The organism is Streptomyces sp. NPDC038213, from assembly GCF_055600495.1.
This window is the reverse complement of the sequence record NZ_JBVJYM010000052.1, coordinates 1-22,553: the sequence shown is the minus strand read 5'-3', so window position 1 is coordinate 22,553 and position 22,553 is coordinate 1. Positions and strand designations below refer to the sequence as shown.

Sequence of the window (22,553 nt, the reverse complement as noted above, 5' to 3'; positions counted from 1 at the left end):
AACTCCTTGGGATAGGGCTTGGGCACGACAACATCCTTCCAGGCCGCTTCTCAGCAAGCCAGGTCAGGTGTCACTCAACCCTGCAGCAGTCCCCAGCAAGGCCGACGAGGGGTTTCGTACTCCGCGCTCAACGCTTTTCACCATGGCCAGGGAGACATGCGAAGCACGGGCGAGGTCTGCTTGGGTCATGCGTCGGGTCCGGCGCCGCACGGCGATGCCTTGCCCGATGTGATCAGCCATTCACACACCGTACCGCTCCGCGAAACGGCTTTTCCGCACTACCTGTTGGCGATGCCGACGAGGTCGTGCAGTGAGTCGATCGACCAGTCCGCGGCGGTCCTGACGGTCGGGTCGTCGGCCCACCAGAAGCCCCATGGCCCACGCCGCAGGTGCGCGGTGCGCAGGCCGGCGGCGCGGGCCGGGTGGATGTCGTTCGCCGGGTGGTCGCCCACGTACAGCGTCTGGTCGGCCGGGGCGCCGGAGACCGCCAGCACGCGGGCGAAGAAGACGGGCGACGGTTTGGCGGTGCGCCATTCGCCGGAGGTTGCGACCAGGTCGGCGGGCAGGTCGAGGGCCCTCAGCAGCTCTGCGGCGCGGGCCGTCTGGTTGCCTGCGACGACGACACGGATCCCGGCTGCGCGCAGGGCCGACAGGGCGGGTCGTACGTCTTCGTAGAGGTCGCTCTCATCGAGCTGTTCACCCCGCCCGGCGGCTTCGCGCGCGGCGTACTCGGCGCCGATGTCGATCTCGGGGCGCAGCAGGCGCAGGGCGTCTGCGTTGTCCCGGCCGTCGATGACGACGGCGCCGACGAGTGCCGAGAGGGTGTGCCGCGGGACCCCCAGCCAGTCGGCCCACAGGGCCCAGTAGCGGTCGTCGCACGTCAGCGTCTCGCCCACGTCCAGCACCACGGTACGGATCACTCGGCCAGGGTAGCCGGGCCCCCTTCCGTGCTCAGCGGACTGTGCCGACGACGAGTGCGGCGAGGATGCCGAGGGTGATCGCGACGTAGAGGAGCTGGCGCTGCCACTCCGGTGGCGCGCTCACATCGGGCACCGGCCGAAGCCGAACGACAGCGGCACCAGGTGCGCGTACGGCACCTCCTGGTGTCGGCCGCCGACGGCTTCGTGGAGGGTGCGCACCGTACGGGCCAGGGCGCGGGCGTGGTCCCAGTTCCCGAGCGGGCTCGCGGTCGGGCCGGTCTCGGTGAGCTGGTGCCAGTCGCGCAGCGCACCGCCCACTCGGCCGTCCGTCTCGCGCAACGCCTCGGCGGCGGCGAGCAGCCCGGCACCGAGGGTGAGGAGACCGTCCGTGAGTCGGGCGATCTCGCCCGCCTCCGGCTTCCGCTCGTACGGCACAAGTGCCTGGTGGATGAGGGCTGTTGCCTGGGGCGCGTGGGAATCGTGCACGGGTGCTCCCTGCCGTCGTCGCGGGTGGTGCAACGACGGTAGGAGAGCCCGGGAGGCCTCAGGGGTACAGAAAGTACCCCTGTCGTCAGGCCGCCAGGAGGCCGATGTGCTGGGCGAGGGCGGCGGCCCGGCGGCGGCGTGCGGGGCTCTTCGCCTCGGTCTCCTCCAGCACGATCCGCTTGGCGTAGCCGTTGTAGCGCACGGTCTCGGGTGCTGCCTCGTGCGCCTGCGCGATGGTGGCGAGGGCTGCGTCCGGCTGGCCGTCGAGGTGGTAGCCGCGGGCTTGTTCGATGCGGTGCCGGGCCCGCCTCGGGCGTGAGGGGATGGTCTCCGCGTCGGCGCGCGCCGCCTGGCGTACGGATTCCCCGCCCGCGTGGAGTTCCACGGCGAGGGTGACCGCGTGGGCGTCCATGATGGTCCGGCCGAAGCTGGTCACCGGGTGGTAGTAGGCCTGGGGCAGCGTCGCGGCCATGGTCCGGGCGCGGTCCCAGTGCCGCCAGGCGGTACCGGTCTCCCCTCGGCGGGCAGCAGTGTGACCGGCCTCGAAGGTGAGCGCGCCGACGATCGCCCGTACCTCGTCCGGGCCGTCCGGGAGCAGGGGCTCCAGGTGCCCGAGCACCGTGTCCACGATCTCGTCCGCGGCATCGAACTGCTCGGGCCCGCTGTCCCGGTGCGCTTGGACGAGCAGCCAGGCCGCCACTCCGATGGCGTGGGGGTCCTCGGACTCCTGGGCGGCCACCATCCCGCGGTCCGCGAGCCTCCAGAGCAGTGCGGCATCCGGCTGGTACGCGGCGAAGAACTGCGCCAGCGCGTAGGTCTCCGCGAGTGCGGCCTGCGCCGCCCTCCGCTGCGGGAGGCTCTCCGCCTGCCGTACCGCTGCCCGCGTGTCCCGGATCAGGTCCGGGAGGAGGGCGCCGATGACCTCCCGGTGGTGGGGTGCGGAGTGCCGGGCCTGCCAGGCCCGGGCGATCCGGGCCTGAATGTGCTCGCCGGGCGGGGCCTCGCGGCTGTCGAGCGGAAGGGCGTTGACGGCGGCGCGGACGGCGGCCAGCCGGGGGTGACCCGGTCCCGCGAAGAGCTGGACCCGTACGGACTGGTCGCCCGTGAGGTCCGACAGGTCGCGCAGCCGCAGCACTTCGGCGATCCGGAGGACGAGTGGGAGCTTCGGGGTCCGCAGCCGCCCGTTCTCGACCGCCTTCACCCACTCCCCCGACCTGCCGACGAGACCGCCGAGCTGGATGCGGGTGAGGCCCCGGCGGGTGCGGAGGATCTGTAGCCTCTGGCCGAACACCAGCGGGTCTGCGTACGGGTCCGGGGTCGCATCGGAATGCATCACGGTCTTGCCCCTCTCCTGCCAGATCGGTAGGGCCAGGTTAGGGCTTGGCGCCCGGCCCGGTGATCCGACGGCGGATCAGGCCTGCGGCCGCCGCCGGGGCAGCGCGGGTCTTTGCGGCGCCAGTTGCGGATCTGGGATCTGACACGATGCGCCCGAGGGCCGGCACTTCTCCGAGCTCCGGCGCGCGTGACCGAGGGGGTTCGACATGGGTGTGCCGACACCGCTGTCCGAGGAGAGGAGCAGATCGCAGCCGGACTGGCCGGCCTGCCCGGCTCGAGCCGCGAGGGCGACGCCATCGTGCGCACGTACCCGATCCGCTACCACGCGGCCGTGGCCGCCATCGTGACGATCGCGGACCGGTCGCGCAGGGTGCAGCACCATGCCGACCTCGACCTCCGCATGGACCACCTCCGCGCGACCATCACCACCCACGACGCGGGCCGCCGCCTCACCGAGGCCGACTTCGACCTCGCCCGCCGCATCGACACCATCGTCGCGGCACACCAGTCCATCCCGCTGGACTGACTCCGGAACTATTCCGCTCCGGCGGGGCCCTCCAGGGCCGCCACGAACTCGTCCAGCCGGGACGTGACCTCGCGCAGGACCCCTACCGAGCCCGCCGGGTCGCCCGGCAGTTCCAGGGAGTGGTCGGCCCCGGGGATCTCCAGGACCTCGTGGCCCAAGGAGGCCGCGGCGCTGGCGTCCCAGAGGCGGTCGGCGGTGCCGCCGACGAGGAGGGTGGGGGCCTTGGCGCGCCGCAGGGAGGCGGGGACGTGGCCGAGGGGCATCACCGGCGTGAGCCAGGCCGCCGGGAGGCCGCGGTCGGCGGCCAGGCCGCAGGCGAGGGAGCCCAGGGACTTGCCGACGATCAGGCGGCACGCTCCTGCTTCGGCGTCGACGGCCGCGCCCACCTGCTGTTCCACCCACGCGACCTGCTCGTGCTCCGGGCGCCCCGGGAAGTCGCGCGGCACCGTCCACCACAGCTCCTGGACCGTCCAGCCGTGCCGGACCAGCACGCAGCGCGCGAAGTACAGGAGCGGCATCGCCGGGGAGTAGCCGACTCCCGGTACGACGAGGGCGACGCGGTCGGGGTCCCCGTCGGCGCGGGTGGGGACGGCGAGCGGTGGGGTGTCGGACATGTGGGGAGGCTACCGGCCGCCGCGGATGCGCCGGTCGGGTAGCCCCGGGGGCGTACGGCCTCAGGACTCCGCGGGCAGGTGCGCCGCCAGGGCCCGCAGGCCCGCCAGGACCTCGTCGGCCGTGGGGGCGGACTCGGGGTCGGTGAGGTGTTGCATCATCAGGCCGCTGACCAGGGCGAGTTGTACGGAACCCAGGGCGCGGACCGTCGCTTCGGGGAGCTCCGCCTCGGGGGTTCCGGTGACCTCGCGGGCCATCCCGCTGCGCCCCTGCTGGAGGCCGGCGGCCACCTGTCTGGAGTCGGTTCGCGGCGACGGGGCAGGTGAACGGGGACGGAGCGCCCTCGTGGAAGCCGTTCGCGCCCGGGCGGCCGTACGTGCAGCAGCTCGCGTCGGGCGGCGGGACCGGCCGTACGGACTTCGCCGCCCGGCACCGGACCGCCTTCTGGGCGGGGCTGGCTGCCACGCGCTGAAAAACAGTGCAATTCCGGGGTCGCGCGTAGCGTTCACCTTCAGAGTATTGCAACGCAACGCTGCGGCTCGTTGCATTAAACTCCATGCCTTTGCAACGATATTTGCACTCTGACCTGCGATAATGAGAATTCGAAGCAACGAACTTGTTGCGCGACCTTTGAATGCAACGTAGCGTTCGTGTTGTCGGAAAGCAGGAACGCACCACACACCGAAGGAGCGCACACCATGCAGTTCACCACCCCCTCCCCCATCGCCGCCGTCCTCGACATCGCTGCGGGCCGCATCCACTTCATCGCCTCCGAGCGGGCCGACACCACGGTCGAGGTCCGCCCCGCGGACGCCTCGAAGAGCCGGGACGTGAAGGCCGCCGAGGAGGTCACCGTCGAGTTCACCGACGGGGTCCTGCGCATCCAGGGCAGCCCGGCGGGCAACAAGATCCTCGGCAACACCGGATCGGTCGAGGTCACCGTCCAGCTCCCCGCCGGCTCCCGGGTCGACGCGAAGGCCGCCAGCGCGGTGCTCGGCAGCACGGGCCCGCTGGGCGAGGTGTCCTTCGAGGGCGCGCTGGCCACGGTGAAGCTCGGCGAGGTCGCCGGCGCCCGCCTGGCCCTCCAGGACGGCGAGGTCTTCCTCGGCCGCCTGAACGGCTCCGCGGAGATCACCACCCAGCGCGGCAACCTGACCGTCGGCGAGGCCGTCAGCGGCACCGTCACCCTCAACACCCAGCACGGCGAGATCTCGGTCGGCGCGGCCCGCGGGGTCTCCGCCTCCCTCTACGCCGGGACGACGTACGGCCGGATCAACAACTCGCTCAACAACACGGACGGCCCGAACGCCGCCCTGAGCATCCACGCCACCACCTCCTACGGCGACATCAACGCGCACAGCGTCTGACGGGCACGCGCCACGGGAGCCACACCCACCCGCAGGAACGGCAGAACCGGAAGAAGGGGCAGACCATGACCACCGCACCTACCTCACGCACCGCATGCACCGCCTGGACCGGCATGGTCCCCTTCGAGGACACCGCCCTCTCCGTGACCGACACCGGCGGGACCGGCCGGCCCGTGGTCTACCTCAACGGCTCGTACGCCGACCAGTCGCACTGGCGCCGCGTCATCGCCGAACTCGGCGGCGGCTACCGGCACATCACGTACGACGAGCGCGCCCGCGGAAGGTCCGAGTGCGCCTCCGACTACTCTTTCGAGGCCTGTCTGCGCGACCTCGACGCCGTGCTGACCGCCCGGGGCGTGGAGCGGCCGATCCTGGTGGGCTGGTCGTACGGGGCCATGCTGGCCGTGCACTGGGCGCACCGGAACCCGCAGCGCACCGCAGGGGTGGTGTGCGTGGACGGCGCGATGCCGCACGAGTGGCTCGACGAGGCGGCCCGGGAGCAGGTCCGCGCGCTGTTCCGCAGGATGAGCCCGCTGTTCCCGGTGGCCCGCAGGCTGGGCCTGGCCGCCCGGATGAGCGCCGAGCAGCACGCCGAGATCAACATCGAGATCAACGAGCTGTGCGCGCCCGCCGCGCTGAACCCGGTCCTCGACGGGCTGTCCGTACCCGCCCGGTACGTCCTGGCCTCCGGCGGGAACCTGGGCGGCGACCCGCAGGTGATGGAGAAGATCCGCGCCGACCTGGGACCCGCGGTGGCCGGCAACCCGGCCGTCCGGATGCGGGAGAAGGTGCTGAGCAACCACTCGAAGATCCTGCGCAAGGACTTCCGGGCGGTGGCGGACGCGGTCCGCGAGCTCGTGGTCGCCGCCGACCGCGCACCGGCCCCCGTCTGACCGGCCGCCGGCCCGGTGTCCCCCGCGAGGGAACAAGGACCCGTACCGCGGCAGCGCAAAGGCCCCGCCTCTCCGTCACGGGGGGACGAACACGGAGAGACGGGGCAGTCGGTACGGCCGGCCGCGCCGTCGGGGAGGTGACGGCGGCGGACGGTGGCCGACGGGCAGGTGCTCCGGGCCCGGCGGGCGCCGGCGGCGCTGGACGGCGGGACCGCCGGTGTGCCGGACCCGGTGCGCTCAGGCCGAGCGGACCGCGGCCAGGGCCGCGTCGCCCGGGAGCTCCAGGCGGCTGTACGCGTAGGCGACGGACACCAGGGTCATGTGGTGGTGCCAGCCCGGGTACGAGCGCCCCTCGAAGTCGAGCAGTCCGAAGTCCTGCTCCAGGTTCTGCACGGTCGCGCCCGCCCGCCGCTGGAGCTGGGCCAGTCCGACCAGTTCCTCGGCCCGCCGGTGGACCATGTTCGTCAGCCACATCCGGGTCGAGCGCCGGCCCGCGTAGTGGCGGACCGCGAACAGCCGGTACGTGTGGTGGGGGCCCGTGCGCGAGACCCGCGCCTCGGGCAGCCGGACCAGGCCCGTCATCACGGAGGCCCGGCCCATCCGGCCGTCCCGGCCGATCCCGCCGACGGTGTCCATCCGCAGGTGGCTGCCGGTCTTGAGCTCGAAGAAGCGCTGCGCCTCGACCGCCGCCGGCAGCTCGCCCGTATAAGGGGTGTGCGCGACCAGGTGGCTGCCGGGTACGACGGGGGTCCGGCCGGGTACGGCGACCACGAAGTCGCGGCCGCGCGCGGCGAGTCCGCGGACGAGCGAGGCGGCCCCGGCGTAGCAGCTGAGGTCGGCCACCACGGGCGGGGTGCTCAGGTGGGTGCCCGCGCCGAGGCTGTCCACGAGGTCGAGGGCGTGCTGCTCGATCGCGCGGTGCGCCACCCCGTCGGGGACCCGGGCCCGGGAGCGCCGGTCCTCGTCGGTGGCCCAGCTGCCGGGCAGTAACAGGCTCCAGTCGGTCGGTACGGCGTCGTTCCCGTTGGTGAGGAACGCGCCCACGCCGACCTGGCAGTTCACGGAGCGGCCGGTCTCGGGTACGAAGCGCCGGTGCACCCCGCAGGAGTGGTCGCCGCGCTTGCGCAGCACCGCCACCTCCAGGACCCAGGCCTTCGGGGCCAGCCGGCGCTCCGCCCAGCGCATCAGCTCGGTGCGCGCGGGGGCCCACTCCCAGGGGCTCGCGTTCACGAACTGGTGCATCGACTGCGAGGCGGTCGGCGAGTCGGAGACCGCTGCCGCGAGCCGCCGTACGGACTTCTTGCCCTCCGTGGTGAGCAGTCCCTGCAGGTAGGCCTGTGCCCAGTGCCGCTGATCGGCCCTCGGCAGGTGCCCGAAGATCTGCTCGGTGATCACGGATACCGGCACCCGGGCGCGGGTCAGGTCGTTGGCTGCCATGGCACGTTCCCCTTCTGCATCGGCCGTCCAGGCGAACACAGATTTAGAATAGCGATCGTTCTCTTTTTTTCCAGCGGAAGCCCGCAGAGGGTTCCGACCCCCGCGCGGCACGCCGCGACTTCGGCAAGTCGGGGTCACTTCGGCAACTCTGCGTTGCCCGCGGGTCGACGGCGCGCGCACTCTGGGACGAATCGCACCCGGAGAGATCATGGTGAAACAGGAAAGGGCAGCGAGGAGCCGCAATTCCCTCGTACAGGCAGCCGCCGCACAATTCGACAGCGACGGATACGCCGGCGCGTCCCTGTCCCGGATCTGCAAGGCCGCCGGCATCTCCATGGGCGGGCTGACCTTCCACTTCGCGTCCAAGGAGGACCTGGCGCGCGCGGTGGAGGCGGCGGGCCGCTCGGCCGTGCGGGCCACGGTGGACCGCGTGTACGGGCGTACGGCGCCGCCGCTGCGCAGACTCGTCGCGCTCACGCTGGAGCTGACCCGGCAGATCGAGGAGGAGACCGTCGTACGGGCGCTGCTGCGCCTGGAGCGGGAGCGCCCCGGCGCCCCCCAGTGGTCCCGGCTGTGGTTCGAGCCTGCCCGGGATCTGGTCCAACAGGCGCAGGACAAGGGGCAGTTGCGGGCCACGGCCCGCCCGGATTCGGTGGCCGCGCTGGCCGTGCACCTGGTGACGGGCGCGGAGATCCTGGCCCGCCGGCAGCGGGTCGAGGGGGCGGACTCCCCGTCCCCGCAGGCTCCGGCCGAGGACACGGGTGCGCTGCTGGAGCGCATCTGGCGGCTGGTGCTGACGGGGATCCTGGCACCCGGCGAGGACGCGGCGGAGGCCCTGCCGTTCCGCACGGCCCCGGGGGCGGAGCTCCCCGTGCCGAACGGGTCCCCGCCCGCCGCCGCACCCAGCGGCGGCTCCCCCAACGGCGCCGCGCCGGGCACCCCGCTACCCGGCGGCCCGCTGCCCAACGTCCCCGTGCGGGCCCGGCCCCGCACCCGCCCCGGCAGCCCGCCGACCCGGCCCGCCGGGGACCGCGGCCCGGGCGCCGGCGGGCCGTAGGGCCACAGAGCCACAGGGGGCGGCAGGGCCACAGGAGCGCGAGGGGCCCCCGGGAAGCCTTCCCGGGGGCCCCTCGGCATGCGCGTCAGGCCGCCGTCCAGCCGCCGTCCACCGGCACCGGCGCGCCCGTCACGAAGGACGCCCGGTCGCTGAGCAGCCAGGCGGCCGCCTGGGCCACCTCGGCGGGCCCGGCCATCCGCTTCTGCACCGAGCGGGTGGTGAAGGCCTCTTCCAGGGCGGGTTCGTCGATGAGGATCTCGTGCATCAGCTCGGTCAGCGTGCTGCCCACGACCAGCGAGTTCACGCGGATCCCCTGCTGCCCGTACTCCTGCGCGGCCGCCCTGGTCAGGCCGATGACGGCGTGCTTGGCGGCGATGTACGGGGCGGTGGCGCCGGTGGCGAGGAGCCCGGCGACGCTGGCGGTGTTCACGATGGAGCCGCCGGAGCCGCCCGCCAGCATGACGGGTATCTGGCGCTTGAGGCAGTTCCACACCCCGCGCAGGTTGATGTCGACCACCCGGTCGAAGACCTCGTCCTCGGTCTCGTGGATGGGGGTGCCCGCGGTGGCCCAGCCCGCGTTGTTGAAGGCCCCGTCGAGCCTTCCGTAGGTCTCGACCGCGGCGTCGACCACCCGGCCGACGTCCTCCGCCCGGGTCACGTCACCGGGTACCGCGAGGGCCCGCCCGCCGGCGGCGGCGATCTCCTTGGCGAGCGCGTCGAGGCGGTCCGCACGCCGGGCCGTCACGACCACCGCGGCGCCCTCCGCCGCGAAGAGCCGGGCGGCGGCGGCACCGATGCCGCTGGACGCGCCCGTCACCATGACGACCTTGTGCTCCAGCAGGGCTATAGCGCTCATGCGATCCTTCAACTAAGCCTGGGGAATGCAGAGTTACCGTGGGGCACGGCGTCAACGAGTGTCGAGTATGGCTCAAATAAAGCTCCAGGGAAACCTTCACTCGGCGTGCACATGCGGAGCCTCGGCCCGTGCGCCCGATACGCACGACCCGGCTCTCACACCCCACCGGTCACACGCGCCCCTCAAACCCCGCGTGTGCCGGCCCTCATTTCGTCAGAGCAGCAGCCCTCCGCACGCTCACCTTGACCGAGCTGCGGCCCTGGTCGCTGGCGATGGAGGGAATGAGCAGCTCCCACATGTTCACCGTGCGCCGCGGCAGGTCCTTGCGGCGCGCCGCAAGATCCGAGTACAGCTGCATGCCCGTGCACGCGCCCACCACGAACTCCGCGACCTTGCGCGCGTCCACGAAGTCCCTGAGCTCCCCGCGGTCCGCGGCCTCCTGGAGGATGTCCTCCATGATCTGACGCCACTCGTCGTACGACTCCGGATCGTGGAGCCCGAACCCCGACTGCTCCACGGCCAGCCGGACCGCGGCGCGCAGGATCTTGTCGGCCTGGAGCTGGTGCGACCACACCAGCGTGATGTCCACGAGCCGCTGGAGACCCTCCGAAGTCAGCTTCGGCATGATCGTCTCCGGCTGGGAGTTCATGACCGCGAGCGCGAGCGCCTCCTTGTTGGGGAAGTGGAAGTACACCGCGCCGAGCGTGACCCCCGCCCGCTTCATGATCTCCCGCATGCTCGCGCCGTGGTACCCGTTCTCGTCGAACACCTCCGCCGCCGCGGAAATGATCGCGTGCCGTGTCTTCACCGCCCGTTCCTGCTTCAGCCGCCCCTCTGCCATCCTCGTACCCTCTCTCGACAAACAAAGCGAACGCACTTTATTTTACCGTCCGGGTCAAAGACCGCACAGGTCATTCGGGGCCCGACATACGCACGCCAAAGGGGATGGCATGCTCGTATCGACTGAACGCCCCGCACCAGAGAAGACCGCACTGACCTCGACCGTTGCGAAGGAGTACGTCCACCGCGCCGCGCTGGCGGACGTCTTCCTGACCAGCTGGTCCACGGACGGGCCGGACGCCTTCACCATCAAGGCGCAGTGGCCCCGCTACCACGGCTTCTACGCGACGGAGCACGGTCTGTACGACCCGCTCCTGCTGTGCGAGACCATCCGGCAGACCCTGCCGCTGCTCACGCACACCGCGTACGGAGTTCCGTTCGGCCACCAGCTCAGCTGGTCGAGGTTCCAGTACGCCGTCAACCCTCGCGCCATGCGGGTCGAGCGCACTCCCGCGGAGCTCAGCATCCGCGTGACCTGCACCGACATCAAGTACCGGCGCGCCCTCCCGGTCGCGCTGACCATGCACTACGAGGTGATGCGCGGCGATCTGCTCCTCGCCGTCGCCGCCACCGTCTTCCAGTGCCACGCACCCGCCATCTACCAGCGGCTGCGGGCCGGCCGGGGCAGCGTGGCCCAGATGTTCTGGAACGTGCCCGAGCCCGCGCCGCCGTTAGCCAAGGAGGTCTGCGGACGGGAGCGGCTGCAGGACGTGGTCCTGTCGCCGTCCGGTGGGGACAGGCGCTGGCAGCTGCGCGTCGACACCTCGCACCCCGTGCTCTTCGACCATCCCGTCGACCACGTCCCCGGGATGATGCTGCTGGAAGCCGCCCGCCAGGCCGCCTACGCCAGCGCCCATGCGGCGGCACCGGCCGCATGGCCGGCCGCCACCCCGGCGCAGGAGCCCTGCTGGCCCGTCTCCATGGACGTGACGTTCAGCCGGTACGTCGAATTCGACAGCCCCTGCTGGATCACCGCGGAACCCCAGCCCCACCAGGCCCCGGGCCGCGACCTCGGGCTGCGGGTCACCGCCCGCCAGGGCGATGCCGACGCCCCGCCCGCCTTCACCTCGGTCGTCTCGCTCGCCCACCACCTGAGCTGACGCGCCTACGCTCGCCCCATGGAGACTGCGCTGCTGGTCGTACTGCTGGGGGCAACCCTCACCACGGGGCTCGTGAGCGGGCTGTTCTACGCCTTCTCGATCGCGGTGATGCCCGCCCTGCGCGGGGCCGGCGACCGCACCCTCGTCGACGTCATGCAGCGCATCAACACCGCCATCCTCAACGGGTGGTTCCTCATCGGGTACGTGGGCGCACTCCTGCTCACCGCAGCCGCCGCCGGACTCTCGTTCACCGGCGGCGGGCGGGAACTGCCCGTCGCGACGGGCGCCGCCCTCCTCGCCTACCTGGCGGCCGTGGCGCTCACCGCACGGGTCAACATCCCGCTGAACCAGGCCCTGGAGTCGGCCGGCCACGCCGACTCCCTCGGCGACCCGGCCGCCGCCCGCACCGCCTTCGAGGCCCGCTGGGTCCGGGCCAACCACCTGCGCACCCTCCTGTGCACCACCTCCTTCGCCCTCCTCTGCTGGTCCCTGACCAGGCTCTGAAGCCACAGAACCCTGCGACCGGGACCTGCTGGACCTGCCGAGGTCTGCTGGACCTGCCGGGACCTGCTGGAACCCGGCCGGGGCCCGGCCCGCCGCCCGTGGCAGGCTGCGCGCATGAACGCCCGTACGCTCCCCGACCCGCCCGCGCCCGCGCCCGCCGGCCCCGCGCCCGCAGGCCCCGCCCCCGCCCCGGACTGGAGCCTGCGCCCCGCCGCGGCGGCGGACGTCGAGGCCCTGGCGGAACTGCGGGCCGTGGTCATGCGCCCGGACCTGGAGCGCCTCGGCCGCTACGACGCACACCGCGTGCGCCAGCGGATGCGCGACTCCTTCTCCCCCCGGCACACCCGCACCGTCATGACCTGCCGCGGCCTCGCGGGATGCGTGACCCTGCGGCCCGCCGACGGCCGGCTGTGGCTGGAGCACTTCTACCTCGACCCGCACCACCAGGGCCGCGGGCTCGGGTCCGCCGTGCTGCGCACCGTACTCGCGGACGCGGACGCCCGGGGGGCGACCGTGGCCCTGAACGTCCTGCAGGGCAGTGCCGCCCGCCGGCTCTACGAGCGGCACGGCTTCACCGTGGAGTCCCAGGACCCCGTGGACGTGTTCATGGTGCGCCCGCCCGCGCCCGCCCCGGCCGCCGCCCCCACCCCCGCCTGACCCGTCCGAACCCCCCGCCACGACCCTCCCGCCTTCCACTCCTCCCCCTCGGCTACGCAGTCCGTCTACGCGGTCCAGACCGCCGTACGAGGTGACCGCACATCCGTATGCCGAACACCCATACGTGCTCCGCGGTATTCATCCGTTCCGGATCCCATCCCCCGCGGGGGTTTCAGCCCCGGATGACCTCTCCGCCGTACCGGTCCGGGGGCCCTGCACCCGTACGGAGGGAGGATCCGGAAGCCGTCCGAAAGCACCGGAAACCCGGAATATCACCCGGCCGCCACCGGAACGTCACCGTCCCGCCGGCGCCGAGATCCGCACCGCCAGCGCCGCCGACCCGTAGATCAGCCCGGCCACCGCCATCGCCACCCGGAAGCCCGGGGCCGCACCACAGGGGCCGACCACCGCGGCCAGCGCCCCGAGCCCGGCGATCCCGAGCGCACTGCCCATCTGCCGCATCGTGGTCAGCAGCCCCGCCGCCACCCCCGCCTGACCCGGCGGGGCCAGCCGCAGCGTCAGCGAGGTGACCGCCGTCATCGCCGTGTCGATGCTGAACCCCACCGCGAACAGCGCCCCCACCAGCACCGGCAGCGGTACGTCCACCGGCGCCCCGGCCAGCACCGCGAACCCCGCCGCACCCACCGCCAGCCCGGCCACCGTCGTCGTCCGCGGCCCGAACCGGTGCGTCGCCCAGCCCCCGAACGGCGCCCCGGTGACCGCCCCGCCCGCCTGCACCGCGAGGACCACGCCCGTCAGCAGCGGCGACAGCCCCCGCACCTGCTGCAAGTACAGGGTCACCAGGAAGAACTGCCCGTAGAAGCCGAAGTTCACGGCGAAGCCCGTCAGCACCGCGACCCGCAGACAGCTCCGCCGGAACAGCCCCGGCGGCAGCACCGGCGCCGACTGCCGCCGCTCGACGTACGGGAACGCCGCCGCGAGCAGCAGCCCGCCCGCCACGAGCAGCCCGCCCCGCCACCACTGCGCGCCCGTCCCCGCGTGCCCGAGCTGGATCGTCCCCGACACCAGCAGGACGAGCGCGCCCGCCGCCGTCGCCTGTCCCGCCAGGTCGAACCCGCCCCCGGCCCGCGGCCCCTCCGACCGGGCCCGCCGCGCGAGCAGCACGGTCAGCACCGCGAACGGCAGGTTCAGCCAGAACAGCACCTGCCAGCCCACCGCCGTCAGCAGTACGCCGCCCAGCAGCGGACCCAGCGCCGCCGCGATCCCGCCCAGCCCGCCCCAGATGCCCACGGCCCGGGTCTGCCGCCGCGCGTCCGGATACGCCGAGCGGATCAGCGAGAGCGAACTCGGCATCAGCGCCGCCGCCCCCACGCCCTGCACGGCCCGCGCCGCGACCAGCAGCCACCCGCTCGCCGCGAGCGCACACAGCACCGAGCCCGCGGCGAACACGGCGATCCCGCCCAGGTACACCCGGCGGGCCCCGAACCGGTCGGACAGCCAGCCCCCGGCCAGCAGCAGCGCCGCGAAGACGAGCGCGTACGCGTCCACGACCCACTGCAACAGCCCGGTGCCGCCGCCCAGATCGGCCCCGATGGCCGGCAGCGCCACCGTGACCACGGTGGTGTCCACCATGACGAGGAACCAGCCCAGGCACACCCCGACGAGCGCCGCCCCGCCCCCGCCCCCGGAACCGCCGCCGTCCTCCGGACCGCCGCCGCCCGCCCGGCCGCGTCCGCCCAGCCACGGCACGGCCACCGGCTGCCGCCGCCGCACCCGCACCGCCTCTTCGGTCACGCCACCGCCCCCGCCGCCGCCCACCCCGGGCCCGTACCCCCGTACCCCACGGACCCTAGCCAGCCCCCCGCCCCGGGGTTGACCGGCAGTCAGCACCTGACCGGAAGCACACGCCGACGCGACGCGATCCGCCCGCAGACCCACCCCGGTATCAACGCCGTTAACGCCGTTAACACCGCCGGGCATTAACGCCGTTAACACCCCCGCCCCCGGCGCCCGCCCGGCCCGGCACCCCGCCCGGCCCCTCCCGCGCCCCTCCCTCCGGCGTTAACGCCGTTAACACCGGGCAGACCCCCGAGCGTTAACGCCGTTAACGCCCCCCGAGTCCGTTAGCAAATTTCCGTGTTGATGCCGCGATCCGCTCGGAACGTTAGTAAAGTCCCACCCATGACTTCGCCCTCGACCCAGAACGACCGAGAGAAGGTCGTCTCGAAGCTGCCCCCGTGGCTGCGCCAGGAGTTGAAAATCCGCACCGCGCAGCTGCGCGTGGACATCCAGGACGCCGTCCACCAAGGCATCAGCGACTGGACCGCCCTGGCCTCGACCCCCTCCCCCGTCTCCACCTCGGGGGCCGAGTCCTTCTCCACCTGGCTGCCCGCCGGCCAGTGGGAGGAGTTCCGCTCCCTCTCCCGCGACCGCGGCGTCTCCCTCATCCAGGGCCTCGCCCAGTCGATCCAACTGTGGCTGGAGAAGAACCCGGCCCCGACCGTGCAGCGCCCCTCCGTGGTCCGCCGCATCGTCGTGTGCAACCAGAAGGGCGGGGTGGGCAAGACCGCCATCACCGCCGGCACCGCCGAGGCCCTCGCCGAGGACCCCGCGAGCCTGTACCCCGTACGCATCGCCCGCCAGCTCGCCCTGCTCACCGAGGACGACCCGGCCCTCGACCGCGAGGACCTCCCCGGTCTCGGCATGCGCGTCCTGCTCGTCGACTTCGACCCGCAGGGCCACCTCACCAAGCAGCTCGGGCAGCTGCCCGTACCCATCGGCGGCGACAGCCTGACCCGCCACATGGCCGGCGAGAGCCAGGGCCCCCTCCAGGACCTCATCGTCCCGATCCCCGACGCGCGCTTCGGCGACCGCCTGCACCTGCTGCCCTCGTGCACGGACGCCTTCCTCCTCGACGTCCGCCTCTCCACGGTCCGCGCCCGCGAAGCCGCGCTCGAGCGTGCCCTCGCCCCCGTCGAGTCCGAGTACGACGTCATCCTCGTGGACTGCCCGCCCAGCCTCGGCCTGTCCATGGACGCGGCCATCTACTACGGCCGGCGCCGCCCCTCCGAGGAGCCCGGGGCCTCCGGCGCCCTGATCGTCGTCCAGGCCGAGGACTCCTCCGCCGACGCGTACGACCTCCTCACCTCCCAGATCAACGACCTTCGCGACGACCTCAGCCTCGACATCGACTACCTCGGCCTGGTGGTCAACCTCTACGACGGCCGCCGCGGGTACATCGCCACCTCCTCGCTCCAGGCCTGGATGGACATAAAGGATCCGCGGGTCGTGGCCGTCGTCCCCGACCTCAAGGAGCAGCGCGAGGCCGTCCGCCTCAAGCAGCCGCTGTTCGTCTACGCGCCCAAGGGCGACCAGGCCGTCGTCCTGCGCGCCCTCGCACGGGAGATCTCATGAGCAAGGCAGACAGGCTCGGCGTTTCGGCCTCCTTCGCCCGCGCCCAGCCGGTGACCGTGAGCTCCCGCCGCGCCGCCATCGCGGAGGCCACCGGCGCACCCACCTCCGGGGTGCTCCCGCCCTCCGAGGTCCCCATCGAGGCCCTCACCCACAATCCCTTCAACCTCCGCGAGGAACTCACGGAGATCGAGGAGATGGCGGAGTCCCTGAAGGTCCGCGGCCAGCTCCAGCCGCTCGCCGTGGCCACCCGGATGGCCTTCATGGAGGCCCACCCCGGACAGATCGAGGGCCTGGGCCGCGCCCCGTACGTGGTCATCGACGGCAACCGGCGGCTGGCCGCCGCCCGGCTCGCCGGACTGAAGTCCATGCACATCCACGTCAACGACGCCCTGTCCGCAAGCGCCACGGACATCCTGGAGTCCGCCCTCATCGCCAACGTCCACCGCGTGGACGTGGCCCCCATGGACCAGGCCCGGGCCCTCCAGGAGCTCGTCGACGTACACGGCTCGCAGGCCGCGGTGGCCAAGCGGCTGGGCAAGACCCCCGCCTGGGTCTCCCAGCGGCTCACCCTCCTCAACCTGACCCCCGAGCTCCAGGAGCAGGTCGACACGGGCGAGCTGAAGGTGGAGCCCGCCCGGCGGATCGGCCGGCTGCCCCAGGAGGAGCAGGCGGCGGCCGCCCAGGAGAACGCCGTCGCCGTGAACCCGCCGCGGCAGCGGACCAGCCCGCCCCCGGCGGCCCCCCGGGCGGGCACCCCGAGCGTTAACGGCGTTAACGCCCCGGCGCCCGCCCAGCCCCCCTCCCCCGCGGCCCGGAAGATCGTCCTCACCGGCGCCACTGCCCCCGAGCTCGTGGACCAGCTGGCCTCCCAGCTCTCCCCGGCAGAGCTCGCGGCGGTCGCGGAGATCCTCTCCGCCCGCTCCTCCTGAAGGGCCGCGGCCGCGTCCCGGCAGACCCGTGGGTCGTTGACGGCATTAACGCCGTTAACGACCCACGTGCGTTTCGCGTGCGATCGGGCGTTCGATCGAAGCTAGGCTTCCGGTAGGAGGTTCCATGTCCCGCAAGCAGTCCCACCAGCACCCCGAAGCCCAGGCCTCGCTCTTCGCCGCCGTAGACGCCCTTCTCGAAGAGGCCGCCGGGCAGGACGCGCTGCCGCACCCCGACGAGCGCAAGCGCCTGCGCGAGGCCGCCGGCCTGAGCCAGGACCAGATCGCCAAGGCCCTGTCGGTACGCCGGGAAACCATCACGTCCTGGGAGACCGGCCGTACGGAGCCCCGCCCGCCCAAGCGCGCCGCGTACATCCGCCTCCTGGACGGCCTCACCGACCTCCACCCCCCGACCCGGCCCGAACCCCAGCCCGGCGCCGAGCCGGCCCCCGCGCCCGAGTCGATCATTAACGCCGTTAACGCCCCCACCGGTCCGGCCCCCACCCCCGCCACCCCGCCGCCGACCGTTAACGCCGTTAACACCGAGCACCCCTCCCCCGAGCCGACCCCCACTGCAGCCCCGCAGCCCCCCACCCCCGAAACGATCATTAACGCCGTTAACGCCCAGGCCCCCCACCCCGCAGCGCCCGAGCCCGAGTCCGCGCCCGAGTCGAGCATTAACGGCGTTAACACCCCGGCTGCCGACCCCGCCCACCCCGAGGCCGCCCCGGCCCCGACCGTTAACGGCGTTAACGCCGTTAACGCACCCAGCCCGCCCCACCCCCCCACCGCCACCCGGAAGCCCCCCGCCCCCACCCGCACCGCCCCCCGCCGCACCCCCACACCGGCCCCCGCGCCCCTCTCCCCCCGCTACGCCCACGGCCCCCTGGCCGTCCTCACCACGACCACCGACACCGACTCCGCAGCCCCGCCCCTCACCGCCCACGCCGCCCAGGGCCTCGTCCTCCCCTGCCCGGCCACCGACCTCCCCTCCCTGGTCTCCTGGGCCCTCTCCCCCGACACCGCCCTCGGCTCCCCCCGCCTCCACCGCTACGGCAAGGACGCCGACCCCCTCCTCGTCCTCACCCCCGAGGCCGCCGAAGCCCTCGGCCTCCCCCTCGCCCTCGAAGACCGCCGCGCCCTGCGCCTCCCCGACAACCACCCCGCGGTCAAGTCGCTCACCCGCGCCAAGTGGCAGCTGACCCGCCGCGGCTTCGGCCCCTGGGCCCGCATCTACCGCCCGGCCACCGCCGCCTCCGGCCGCCAGTGCGTCCAGCTCGCCGTACTCCCCTGGGGCGCCCTCGACCCCCGCTCCTGGGGCGAGGACACCTCCGAGCTCCCGGCCCCCGAACTCGCCGAGCTCCTCACCGCGTACGCGACCCGCCTCCTCACCCCCCGCGGCTCCACCGCCGTATCCGGCCTCGAACTCATGACGGCGCTGCGGCCCCCCACCCGCCCCGCCCGCGACGAGTCCACCGGCACCTGGGTCTCCGCCCCCGTCGCCGGCTCCCTCACCCGGCCCGTGGACCCCGCTCCCCCGGAGGCCCCCGACGAGCACCCCGTGGTCGCCGTCCTCTACCCCCGCGCCCACCAGCGCACCCCGGACCAGGTCCTCGACGAGGAGGCGTACGACTGGATCCGCGACCCGGAGCTCCTCACCGACGCCGAGTGCGCCCGCACCCACGCCGTCGGCATCGACGTGAACATGGCCTTCGCCGCGGCCGCCAACCGCCTCACCGTCGGCCTCGGCCCCGCCGTCCACGTCAGCGCCCCCCGCTTCGACCCCAAGACCCCCGGCAGCTGGCTCGTCGACCTCTCCCACATCGAGCTCGACCCGCGGCTGCCCAGCCCCTTCACCCCGCACGGCCAGGCCCCCACCGGCCCCGCCTGGTACGCCACCCCCACCCTCGCGTACGCCGTCGAGCTCGGCCACGAGGTCCGGCCCGCCGAGGCCTGGCTCCGACCCGACAACGGCCCGTACCTCGACGCCTGGTACACCAGGCTGCGCGACGCCTACCTCGCCACCATGGCCGACCTCGGCGTCGGCACCGGCCTCACCGAGCCCGAGTTCCTCGAAGCCATGGCCGGCCACAAGCAGCGGGACCCCGGCCGCGCCGCGGTCCTGTCCGCCATCAAGGCCACCGTCAAGGGCGGCATCGGCAAGCTCCGCGAACGCCCCCAGGGCATCGGCTACCGCCCCGGCGAGGCCTGGCCCGCCCTGGAACGCCCCACCTGGCGCCCCGACATCCGGGCCGCCGTCATCTCCACCGCCCGGGTCAACATGCACCGCAAGATGAACAAGCTCGCGAGCGCCGCCGGACTCCACCCGATCGCCGTCCTGTCCGACTGCGCCGTGTACCTCTCCGACGGCCCCAGCCCCCTCGACTTCCTCCCCCGGACCCCCGAGGGCAAGCCCCTCCCCGGCGGCTTCCGCCTCGGCGTGAGCCCCGGCATGGTCAAGCACGAGGGCACCCAGCCCCTCCTGTGGGCCGTCCAGATGCTCGACGAACGCCACAACCCCGCCCGCCACATCAAGGGCCACGACGCAGCGGCCGACGGAGAATAGAAGCTAGATGTCCGACATCCGCGAAAGCCTCGACAAAGCAACCGAAGCGAACTTCACCCGCCCGATCCCCAAATCACCCCAGGCCCGGATGAAGTTCCTCCTGAAGACCGAGAAGAACTCGACAAAAGCGGTCGCCGAGCGCCTGGGCATCTCCCAGCGCACCGTCGAGCGCTACCTCAAGGGCCAGATCAAGAACCCCCGCCCCGAGCTCGCGGCCCGCCTCGAAGCCGAGGTCCGCAAGAGCTGGCAGCCCCTCGTACGCAAGCGTGCCCGCGACCGCGCCGCCAAGACCACCGGGCTCGTCATCGAGACCCGCGCCCGCTTCGGCTTCAGCGCGGCCCCCGGCACCAGCGACGACGGCCGGATGCGCCGCATCACCCAGCACCTGCCCGCCGCCTACGCCTCCCGCCTCTTCGAGGCCCAGGAGACCGGCGCCACCGAATCCGAGCTCCGCCGCATCGCCGCTGAGGGCCTCCAGGAGATCTACTTCAAGGACCAGGGATCCCGCGCCGCGGGCCTCCTCGTCGAGTTCACCGACATCGACTACGTCGAATTCGACTTCTAGCCCCCACAAAAGCCCCCCACGGCCCCCCAGAGCGCCTGAACCCCCACCCCCCGCCCCAGCACACCAACCACCCAAAGAAAGAGGCTCAGACGGCCACACAAGCCCGTCTGAGCCTCTTTGCTGAATCCCTGTCACGACCGGCCGTCAGCCCACCGCGTGCAGCGTCCTCCGCCGCTTGGTGTCCGCCGCCTTCTTCGCGGCCGCCTGGGCGGCCCGCTTCTTCCGCTGCTCGGCCAGCTGGTCCTGGTACTCCGCCACCGCCTGGTGGTAGCTGGCGACGTACCCGCGGGCATCGAGCCGCTCGTCCGCCGGCATCTCGTTGACCGCGGCGACCGCGTCCTCGAACGAGGTGTACCCCGCGAGCATCGGATTGATCTGGTACACGCCGTTGCGCACCTTCCGCACCAGCTTGGCCAGCTCCAGGCTCCGCAGCGCGGCGTTCACGCTGGGCCGGCTCAGCTCCAGCAGCCCGCCGATCGTCGCCTGGTCGATGAGGATCCGGCCGCCCGGCTCGCTGAGCGAACGGAGTTTCAGCAGCACGCGGTACGCCGCCGGCGGGAGGTCCAGGTCAGAGAGAAGCCCGTCGGCGTTGACCGCAGCGAATCGCAAGGAGCTCACTGAGCCGTCCCTTCTTCCTTGCGCTGCACCCGGCTCAGCCGCCGCGCAGCGCGCTCTTTGGCGCGTTCGGCCCGGAGTTCTGCGATGGCCTGTCGCATGTGGTCCAACGACGGGAACCGCACCAGGTCCGGCAGACTCGTATCGCTACGGATCTGCGAGATCGTGCTGTGCTGCTCCACCTTCACGAACTCACCCGTCGTCTCCGTACCCGGGATGAACTCTGCTACCCGGTAACTGTAGGGCGGGTTGAACTGGTACACACCCCGCCGCACCTTGAAGACGATCCCGTGAGACATGATCTGGTGCAGTGCTTCGGAGGTCTTCGTCCGACTCACGTCAAGGATCGTAGCCATCTCCTCCTGCGTAAGTGGAATCCGCCCCCCCGCCCGCTGGCAGGCGATGAGCAGCAGAATCAGTCGCAGGGGCAGCGCTTCCCTGAAGTACTGGGCGATGACCAGGAAGAACTCCAGGCTGTCCATCGAGAACGCGTTCGGCTGACTCTGCGTCCCGTAGAACTCCAGGGGCTTGCGCTCCCCGTCCAGAGTCAGCTTCCGGCTCGGGAACTTCCTCGCCAGGCTGTCCAGGTCCGTGACCGGCGCCAGTGGCTGGCTCCACGCGGACAGCGCGTCATCAACGGGAAGGTCAGGACGCGGCACGCGTGCCGGTCTCGGCCGGCGGTGCATTGGCTCGGATGACACGAGGCTGCTCTCCCCTTCGTTGATCTGCAGAGAGCAGTATGTCAACGAGGGTGACATACATGTCACCCTCGTTGACGTTCAGCGTGTCTTGTGTCCCCCCAGGAGGGACACATCTCGGCCACAGCCCTCTCGCGGCTCCCCCACCGGCCCCCCTCCCAACCTCTCCCGGCACCCCCGCAGTTCACCGACACATCCCCCGCAAAACGTCAGCCCCCCCGACGTTTTTACCCAAATACCGTCAGCCCCACTGACATTTTGCTCTCGTTATGTCCCCCCACCAGCGACACATCCCCCCAGTTATGTCCCTCCTGAGGGGACATAACTTTCCCCCCGCACCCCCTCTGACCTGCGCAAACGCATCTCCGTACCTTCTATACCCCGGTGGTCCCCCCGCTGCGCGCCCGAAATCCCGCCTTCAACAGCCCCCCAACCGGTACACAAGCCCGGCTACGACACCCCCCACGCCCCCTCAAACCCCTCCCCAAACGGACACTGTGTCCGCTTTGGGCCCTAGGTTGACTGGATCCGGTCTCTAGCCCGCCGCAATTTTGAATCAACCACTTTCCCAAGTCCCCCCTGCTAGCACCCCCACCATTAACGCCGTTAACACCTCACCACCCCCCTCACTCACAACGCCCCGCCTCCCAACCCCCCAGACAAACCCACCAAAACACCCTTCGTGCAACATCTTGAGCTGGAGCGAAGCGGAAGCCGGCCACCTCAACAAGCTGCCTTCAAGCTCGCCTAACGAGCCCAAAACGACCTCAAACGAAGCAAGCCGCCTAGTTCTTCAGATCACAGCACTGAAGAAACCCCCACAAACTGAAGCGAAGCGGAAGCTGCGAGGCCCAGGAAGGGCTCGGGTTGGCCCCCAAAAGCGCCCACGCTGAGGCGCGTAGCCCCCTCAGAAACCGGGGCGCGCAGCGCCGCGGTTTCCCTCTTCAGCGCGGAGCGCTGAAGAGGGAACTTTGGGCTGAAGCGAAGCGGAAGCCTGCGAGCCCCGAAGGGGCTCGCTTTGGGGCCGCTTCGGGACCCCAAAGAGCGCGCGCGCAGCGCGCGGTTTCGCTCTTCAGCGCGCAGCGCTGAAGAAGCCCTTGGGCTGTAGCGAAGCGGAAACCTTCGAGCCCCGAAGGGGCTCGCTTTGGGGGCGCGAAGCGCCCCCAAAGACGGCGAGCGCAGCGAGCCGTCCCCGCTCTTCAGCGCGCAGCGCTGAAG

24 protein-coding genes are annotated in these 22,553 nt (G+C 72.2%); 12 read left to right on the top strand and 12 right to left on the bottom strand.

The window, feature by feature from the left end; all coding sequences use genetic code 11:
• Positions 1 to 63: 63 nt before the first annotated feature.
• The 4 genes from ACZ7JZ_RS35225 to ACZ7JZ_RS35210 form a co-directional block, all read right to left on the bottom strand.
• Positions 64 to 240, bottom strand: coding sequence for a helix-turn-helix transcriptional regulator (locus ACZ7JZ_RS35225; RefSeq protein ID WP_470947018.1), 177 nt, complete (start codon positions 238 to 240; stop codon positions 64 to 66).
• Between the two features lie 38 nt (positions 241 to 278).
• Positions 279 to 917 carry an HAD family hydrolase gene (locus tag ACZ7JZ_RS35220; protein ID WP_470947023.1) on the bottom strand — a complete coding sequence of 213 codons (639 nt, stop codon included), beginning with the start codon at positions 915 to 917 and terminating at the stop codon, positions 279 to 281.
• 123 nt (positions 918 to 1,040) lie between these two features.
• Positions 1,041 to 1,406 (bottom strand): DUF6415 family natural product biosynthesis protein, encoded by a 366-nt coding sequence (locus tag ACZ7JZ_RS35215; RefSeq protein ID WP_470947016.1) that lies wholly within the window; start codon positions 1,404 to 1,406, stop codon positions 1,041 to 1,043.
• Positions 1,407 to 1,491: 85 nt separating this feature from the next.
• Entirely contained in the window at positions 1,492 to 2,739 is a 1,248-nt protein-coding gene (locus tag ACZ7JZ_RS35210; RefSeq protein ID WP_470947021.1) for a helix-turn-helix domain-containing protein, read from the bottom strand.
• A 189-nt stretch (positions 2,740 to 2,928) separates the two neighbouring features.
• Between ACZ7JZ_RS35210 and ACZ7JZ_RS35205 the strand changes: the two genes are divergently transcribed.
• A complete protein-coding gene (locus ACZ7JZ_RS35205) occupies positions 2,929 to 3,267 on the top strand; it encodes a 4a-hydroxytetrahydrobiopterin dehydratase (protein ID WP_470947013.1) in 339 nt (112 codons plus the stop codon).
• An 8-nt stretch (positions 3,268 to 3,275) separates the two neighbouring features.
• Here the strand turns inward: ACZ7JZ_RS35205 and ACZ7JZ_RS35200 are convergent, their stop codons facing one another.
• Both ACZ7JZ_RS35200 and ACZ7JZ_RS35195 read right to left on the bottom strand, forming a co-directional pair.
• The gene (locus ACZ7JZ_RS35200; protein WP_470947011.1) at positions 3,276 to 3,881 is read right to left on the bottom strand and encodes an alpha/beta hydrolase; all 606 of its coding nucleotides are present in this window, start codon (positions 3,879 to 3,881) and stop codon (positions 3,276 to 3,278) included.
• A 60-nt stretch (positions 3,882 to 3,941) separates the two neighbouring features.
• The gene (locus tag ACZ7JZ_RS35195; protein ID WP_470947008.1) at positions 3,942 to 4,169 is read right to left on the bottom strand and encodes a hypothetical protein; all 228 of its coding nucleotides are present in this window, start codon (positions 4,167 to 4,169) and stop codon (positions 3,942 to 3,944) included.
• 32 nt (positions 4,170 to 4,201) lie between these two features.
• On the opposite strand from ACZ7JZ_RS35195, the gene ACZ7JZ_RS35190 reads away from it, so the two are divergent.
• The 3 genes from ACZ7JZ_RS35190 (at position 4,202) to ACZ7JZ_RS35180 (ending at position 6,139) form a co-directional block, all read left to right on the top strand.
• Entirely contained in the window at positions 4,202 to 4,351 is a 150-nt protein-coding gene (locus tag ACZ7JZ_RS35190) for a hypothetical protein (protein WP_470947006.1), read from the top strand.
• Between the two features lie 226 nt (positions 4,352 to 4,577).
• Entirely contained in the window at positions 4,578 to 5,246 is a 669-nt protein-coding gene (locus ACZ7JZ_RS35185; RefSeq protein ID WP_470947005.1) for a DUF4097 family beta strand repeat-containing protein, read from the top strand.
• Positions 5,247 to 5,311: 65 nt separating this feature from the next.
• Positions 5,312 to 6,139: an alpha/beta fold hydrolase gene (locus tag ACZ7JZ_RS35180; RefSeq protein WP_470947002.1), complete on the top strand. Its 828-nt coding sequence runs from the start codon at positions 5,312 to 5,314 to the stop codon at positions 6,137 to 6,139.
• Between the two features lie 237 nt (positions 6,140 to 6,376).
• Here ACZ7JZ_RS35180 and ACZ7JZ_RS35175 read toward each other — a convergent pair whose 3' ends face one another.
• Positions 6,377 to 7,576, bottom strand: coding sequence for an IS701 family transposase (locus tag ACZ7JZ_RS35175; RefSeq protein WP_470947001.1), 1,200 nt, complete (start codon positions 7,574 to 7,576; stop codon positions 6,377 to 6,379).
• A gap of 208 nt (positions 7,577 to 7,784) precedes the next feature.
• On the opposite strand from ACZ7JZ_RS35175, the gene ACZ7JZ_RS35170 reads away from it, so the two are divergent.
• On the top strand, positions 7,785 to 8,633 hold the full coding sequence (locus ACZ7JZ_RS35170) for a TetR family transcriptional regulator (RefSeq protein ID WP_470946999.1): 849 nt from the start codon (positions 7,785 to 7,787) through the stop codon (positions 8,631 to 8,633).
• An 85-nt stretch (positions 8,634 to 8,718) separates the two neighbouring features.
• On the opposite strand, the gene ACZ7JZ_RS35165 is transcribed toward ACZ7JZ_RS35170, so the two are convergent.
• The gene (locus ACZ7JZ_RS35165; RefSeq protein WP_470946997.1) at positions 8,719 to 9,489 is read right to left on the bottom strand and encodes an SDR family NAD(P)-dependent oxidoreductase; all 771 of its coding nucleotides are present in this window, start codon (positions 9,487 to 9,489) and stop codon (positions 8,719 to 8,721) included.
• A gap of 205 nt (positions 9,490 to 9,694) precedes the next feature.
• A complete protein-coding gene (locus ACZ7JZ_RS35160) occupies positions 9,695 to 10,297 on the bottom strand; it encodes a ScbR family autoregulator-binding transcription factor (protein ID WP_470946995.1) in 603 nt (200 codons plus the stop codon).
• Between the two features lie 142 nt (positions 10,298 to 10,439).
• Between ACZ7JZ_RS35160 and ACZ7JZ_RS35155 the strand changes: the two genes are divergently transcribed.
• The 3 genes from ACZ7JZ_RS35155 (at position 10,440) to ACZ7JZ_RS35145 (ending at position 12,590) form a co-directional block, all read left to right on the top strand.
• Positions 10,440 to 11,429, top strand: coding sequence for a ScbA/BarX family gamma-butyrolactone biosynthesis protein (locus ACZ7JZ_RS35155; RefSeq protein WP_470946994.1), 990 nt, complete (start codon positions 10,440 to 10,442; stop codon positions 11,427 to 11,429).
• 18 nt (positions 11,430 to 11,447) lie between these two features.
• Positions 11,448 to 11,933 carry an anthrone oxygenase family protein gene (locus tag ACZ7JZ_RS35150; protein ID WP_470946991.1) on the top strand — a complete coding sequence of 162 codons (486 nt, stop codon included), beginning with the start codon at positions 11,448 to 11,450 and terminating at the stop codon, positions 11,931 to 11,933.
• 114 nt (positions 11,934 to 12,047) lie between these two features.
• Positions 12,048 to 12,590, top strand: coding sequence for a GNAT family N-acetyltransferase (locus tag ACZ7JZ_RS35145; RefSeq protein WP_470946990.1), 543 nt, complete (start codon positions 12,048 to 12,050; stop codon positions 12,588 to 12,590).
• A 294-nt stretch (positions 12,591 to 12,884) separates the two neighbouring features.
• On the opposite strand, the gene ACZ7JZ_RS35140 is transcribed toward ACZ7JZ_RS35145, so the two are convergent.
• Complete coding sequence (locus tag ACZ7JZ_RS35140; RefSeq protein WP_470946988.1) at positions 12,885 to 14,345, bottom strand: MFS transporter; 1,461 nt, start codon at positions 14,343 to 14,345, stop codon at positions 12,885 to 12,887.
• A gap of 387 nt (positions 14,346 to 14,732) precedes the next feature.
• On the opposite strand from ACZ7JZ_RS35140, the gene ACZ7JZ_RS35135 reads away from it, so the two are divergent.
• From ACZ7JZ_RS35135 to tpg, 4 genes are all read left to right on the top strand, one after another.
• Positions 14,733 to 15,965 carry a ParA family protein gene (locus tag ACZ7JZ_RS35135; protein WP_470946986.1) on the top strand — a complete coding sequence of 411 codons (1,233 nt, stop codon included), beginning with the start codon at positions 14,733 to 14,735 and terminating at the stop codon, positions 15,963 to 15,965.
• Positions 15,962 to 16,894, top strand: coding sequence for a ParB/RepB/Spo0J family partition protein (locus ACZ7JZ_RS35130; protein ID WP_470946984.1), 933 nt, complete (start codon positions 15,962 to 15,964; stop codon positions 16,892 to 16,894). Before ACZ7JZ_RS35135 ends, ACZ7JZ_RS35130 begins: the two co-directional genes overlap by 4 nt.
• A 124-nt stretch (positions 16,895 to 17,018) precedes the next feature.
• Positions 17,019 to 19,457 carry a telomere-associated protein Tap gene (tap, locus tag ACZ7JZ_RS35125; protein WP_470946981.1) on the top strand — a complete coding sequence of 813 codons (2,439 nt, stop codon included), beginning with the start codon at positions 17,019 to 17,021 and terminating at the stop codon, positions 19,455 to 19,457.
• A gap of 7 nt (positions 19,458 to 19,464) precedes the next feature.
• Positions 19,465 to 20,022, top strand: a complete 558-nt coding sequence (gene tpg / locus ACZ7JZ_RS35120) for a telomere-protecting terminal protein Tpg (RefSeq protein ID WP_470946979.1) — start codon at positions 19,465 to 19,467, stop codon at positions 20,020 to 20,022.
• 144 nt (positions 20,023 to 20,166) lie between these two features.
• On the opposite strand, the gene ACZ7JZ_RS35115 is transcribed toward tpg, so the two are convergent.
• Together ACZ7JZ_RS35115 and ACZ7JZ_RS35110 are read right to left on the bottom strand one after the other, a co-directional pair.
• Positions 20,167 to 20,640 carry a MarR family transcriptional regulator gene (locus ACZ7JZ_RS35115; RefSeq protein ID WP_470946976.1) on the bottom strand — a complete coding sequence of 158 codons (474 nt, stop codon included), beginning with the start codon at positions 20,638 to 20,640 and terminating at the stop codon, positions 20,167 to 20,169.
• Entirely contained in the window at positions 20,637 to 21,296 is a 660-nt protein-coding gene (locus tag ACZ7JZ_RS35110) for a hypothetical protein (RefSeq protein ID WP_470946975.1), read from the bottom strand. The genes ACZ7JZ_RS35115 and ACZ7JZ_RS35110 overlap by 4 nt, the downstream gene beginning before the upstream one ends.
• Positions 21,297 to 22,553 lie beyond the last annotated feature (1,257 nt).

What these genes read in the sequence shown, in the direction of transcription:
- ACZ7JZ_RS35225 (WP_470947018.1), bottom strand. Translation starts at nt 240, where the DNA reads ATGGCTGATCACATCGGGCAAGGCATCGCCGTGCGGCGCCGGACCCGA.
- ACZ7JZ_RS35210 (WP_470947021.1), bottom strand. Translation starts at nt 2,739, where the DNA reads ATGCATTCCGATGCGACCCCGGACCCGTACGCAGACCCGCTGGTGTTC.
- ACZ7JZ_RS35200 (WP_470947011.1), bottom strand. Translation starts at nt 3,881, where the DNA reads ATGTCCGACACCCCACCGCTCGCCGTCCCCACCCGCGCCGACGGGGAC.
- ACZ7JZ_RS35185 (WP_470947005.1), top strand. Translation starts at nt 4,578, where the DNA reads ATGCAGTTCACCACCCCCTCCCCCATCGCCGCCGTCCTCGACATCGCT.
- ACZ7JZ_RS35180 (WP_470947002.1), top strand. Translation starts at nt 5,312, where the DNA reads ATGACCACCGCACCTACCTCACGCACCGCATGCACCGCCTGGACCGGC.
- ACZ7JZ_RS35175 (WP_470947001.1), bottom strand. Translation starts at nt 7,576, where the DNA reads ATGGCAGCCAACGACCTGACCCGCGCCCGGGTGCCGGTATCCGTGATC.
- ACZ7JZ_RS35170 (WP_470946999.1), top strand. Translation starts at nt 7,785, where the DNA reads ATGGTGAAACAGGAAAGGGCAGCGAGGAGCCGCAATTCCCTCGTACAG.
- ACZ7JZ_RS35165 (WP_470946997.1), bottom strand. Translation starts at nt 9,489, where the DNA reads ATGAGCGCTATAGCCCTGCTGGAGCACAAGGTCGTCATGGTGACGGGC.
- ACZ7JZ_RS35155 (WP_470946994.1), top strand. Translation starts at nt 10,440, where the DNA reads ATGCTCGTATCGACTGAACGCCCCGCACCAGAGAAGACCGCACTGACC.
- ACZ7JZ_RS35150 (WP_470946991.1), top strand. Translation starts at nt 11,448, where the DNA reads ATGGAGACTGCGCTGCTGGTCGTACTGCTGGGGGCAACCCTCACCACG.
- ACZ7JZ_RS35145 (WP_470946990.1), top strand. Translation starts at nt 12,048, where the DNA reads ATGAACGCCCGTACGCTCCCCGACCCGCCCGCGCCCGCGCCCGCCGGC.
- ACZ7JZ_RS35135 (WP_470946986.1), top strand. Translation starts at nt 14,733, where the DNA reads ATGACTTCGCCCTCGACCCAGAACGACCGAGAGAAGGTCGTCTCGAAG.
- ACZ7JZ_RS35130 (WP_470946984.1), top strand. Translation starts at nt 15,962, where the DNA reads ATGAGCAAGGCAGACAGGCTCGGCGTTTCGGCCTCCTTCGCCCGCGCC.
- tap (WP_470946981.1), top strand. Translation starts at nt 17,019, where the DNA reads ATGTCCCGCAAGCAGTCCCACCAGCACCCCGAAGCCCAGGCCTCGCTC.
- tpg (WP_470946979.1), top strand. Translation starts at nt 19,465, where the DNA reads ATGTCCGACATCCGCGAAAGCCTCGACAAAGCAACCGAAGCGAACTTC.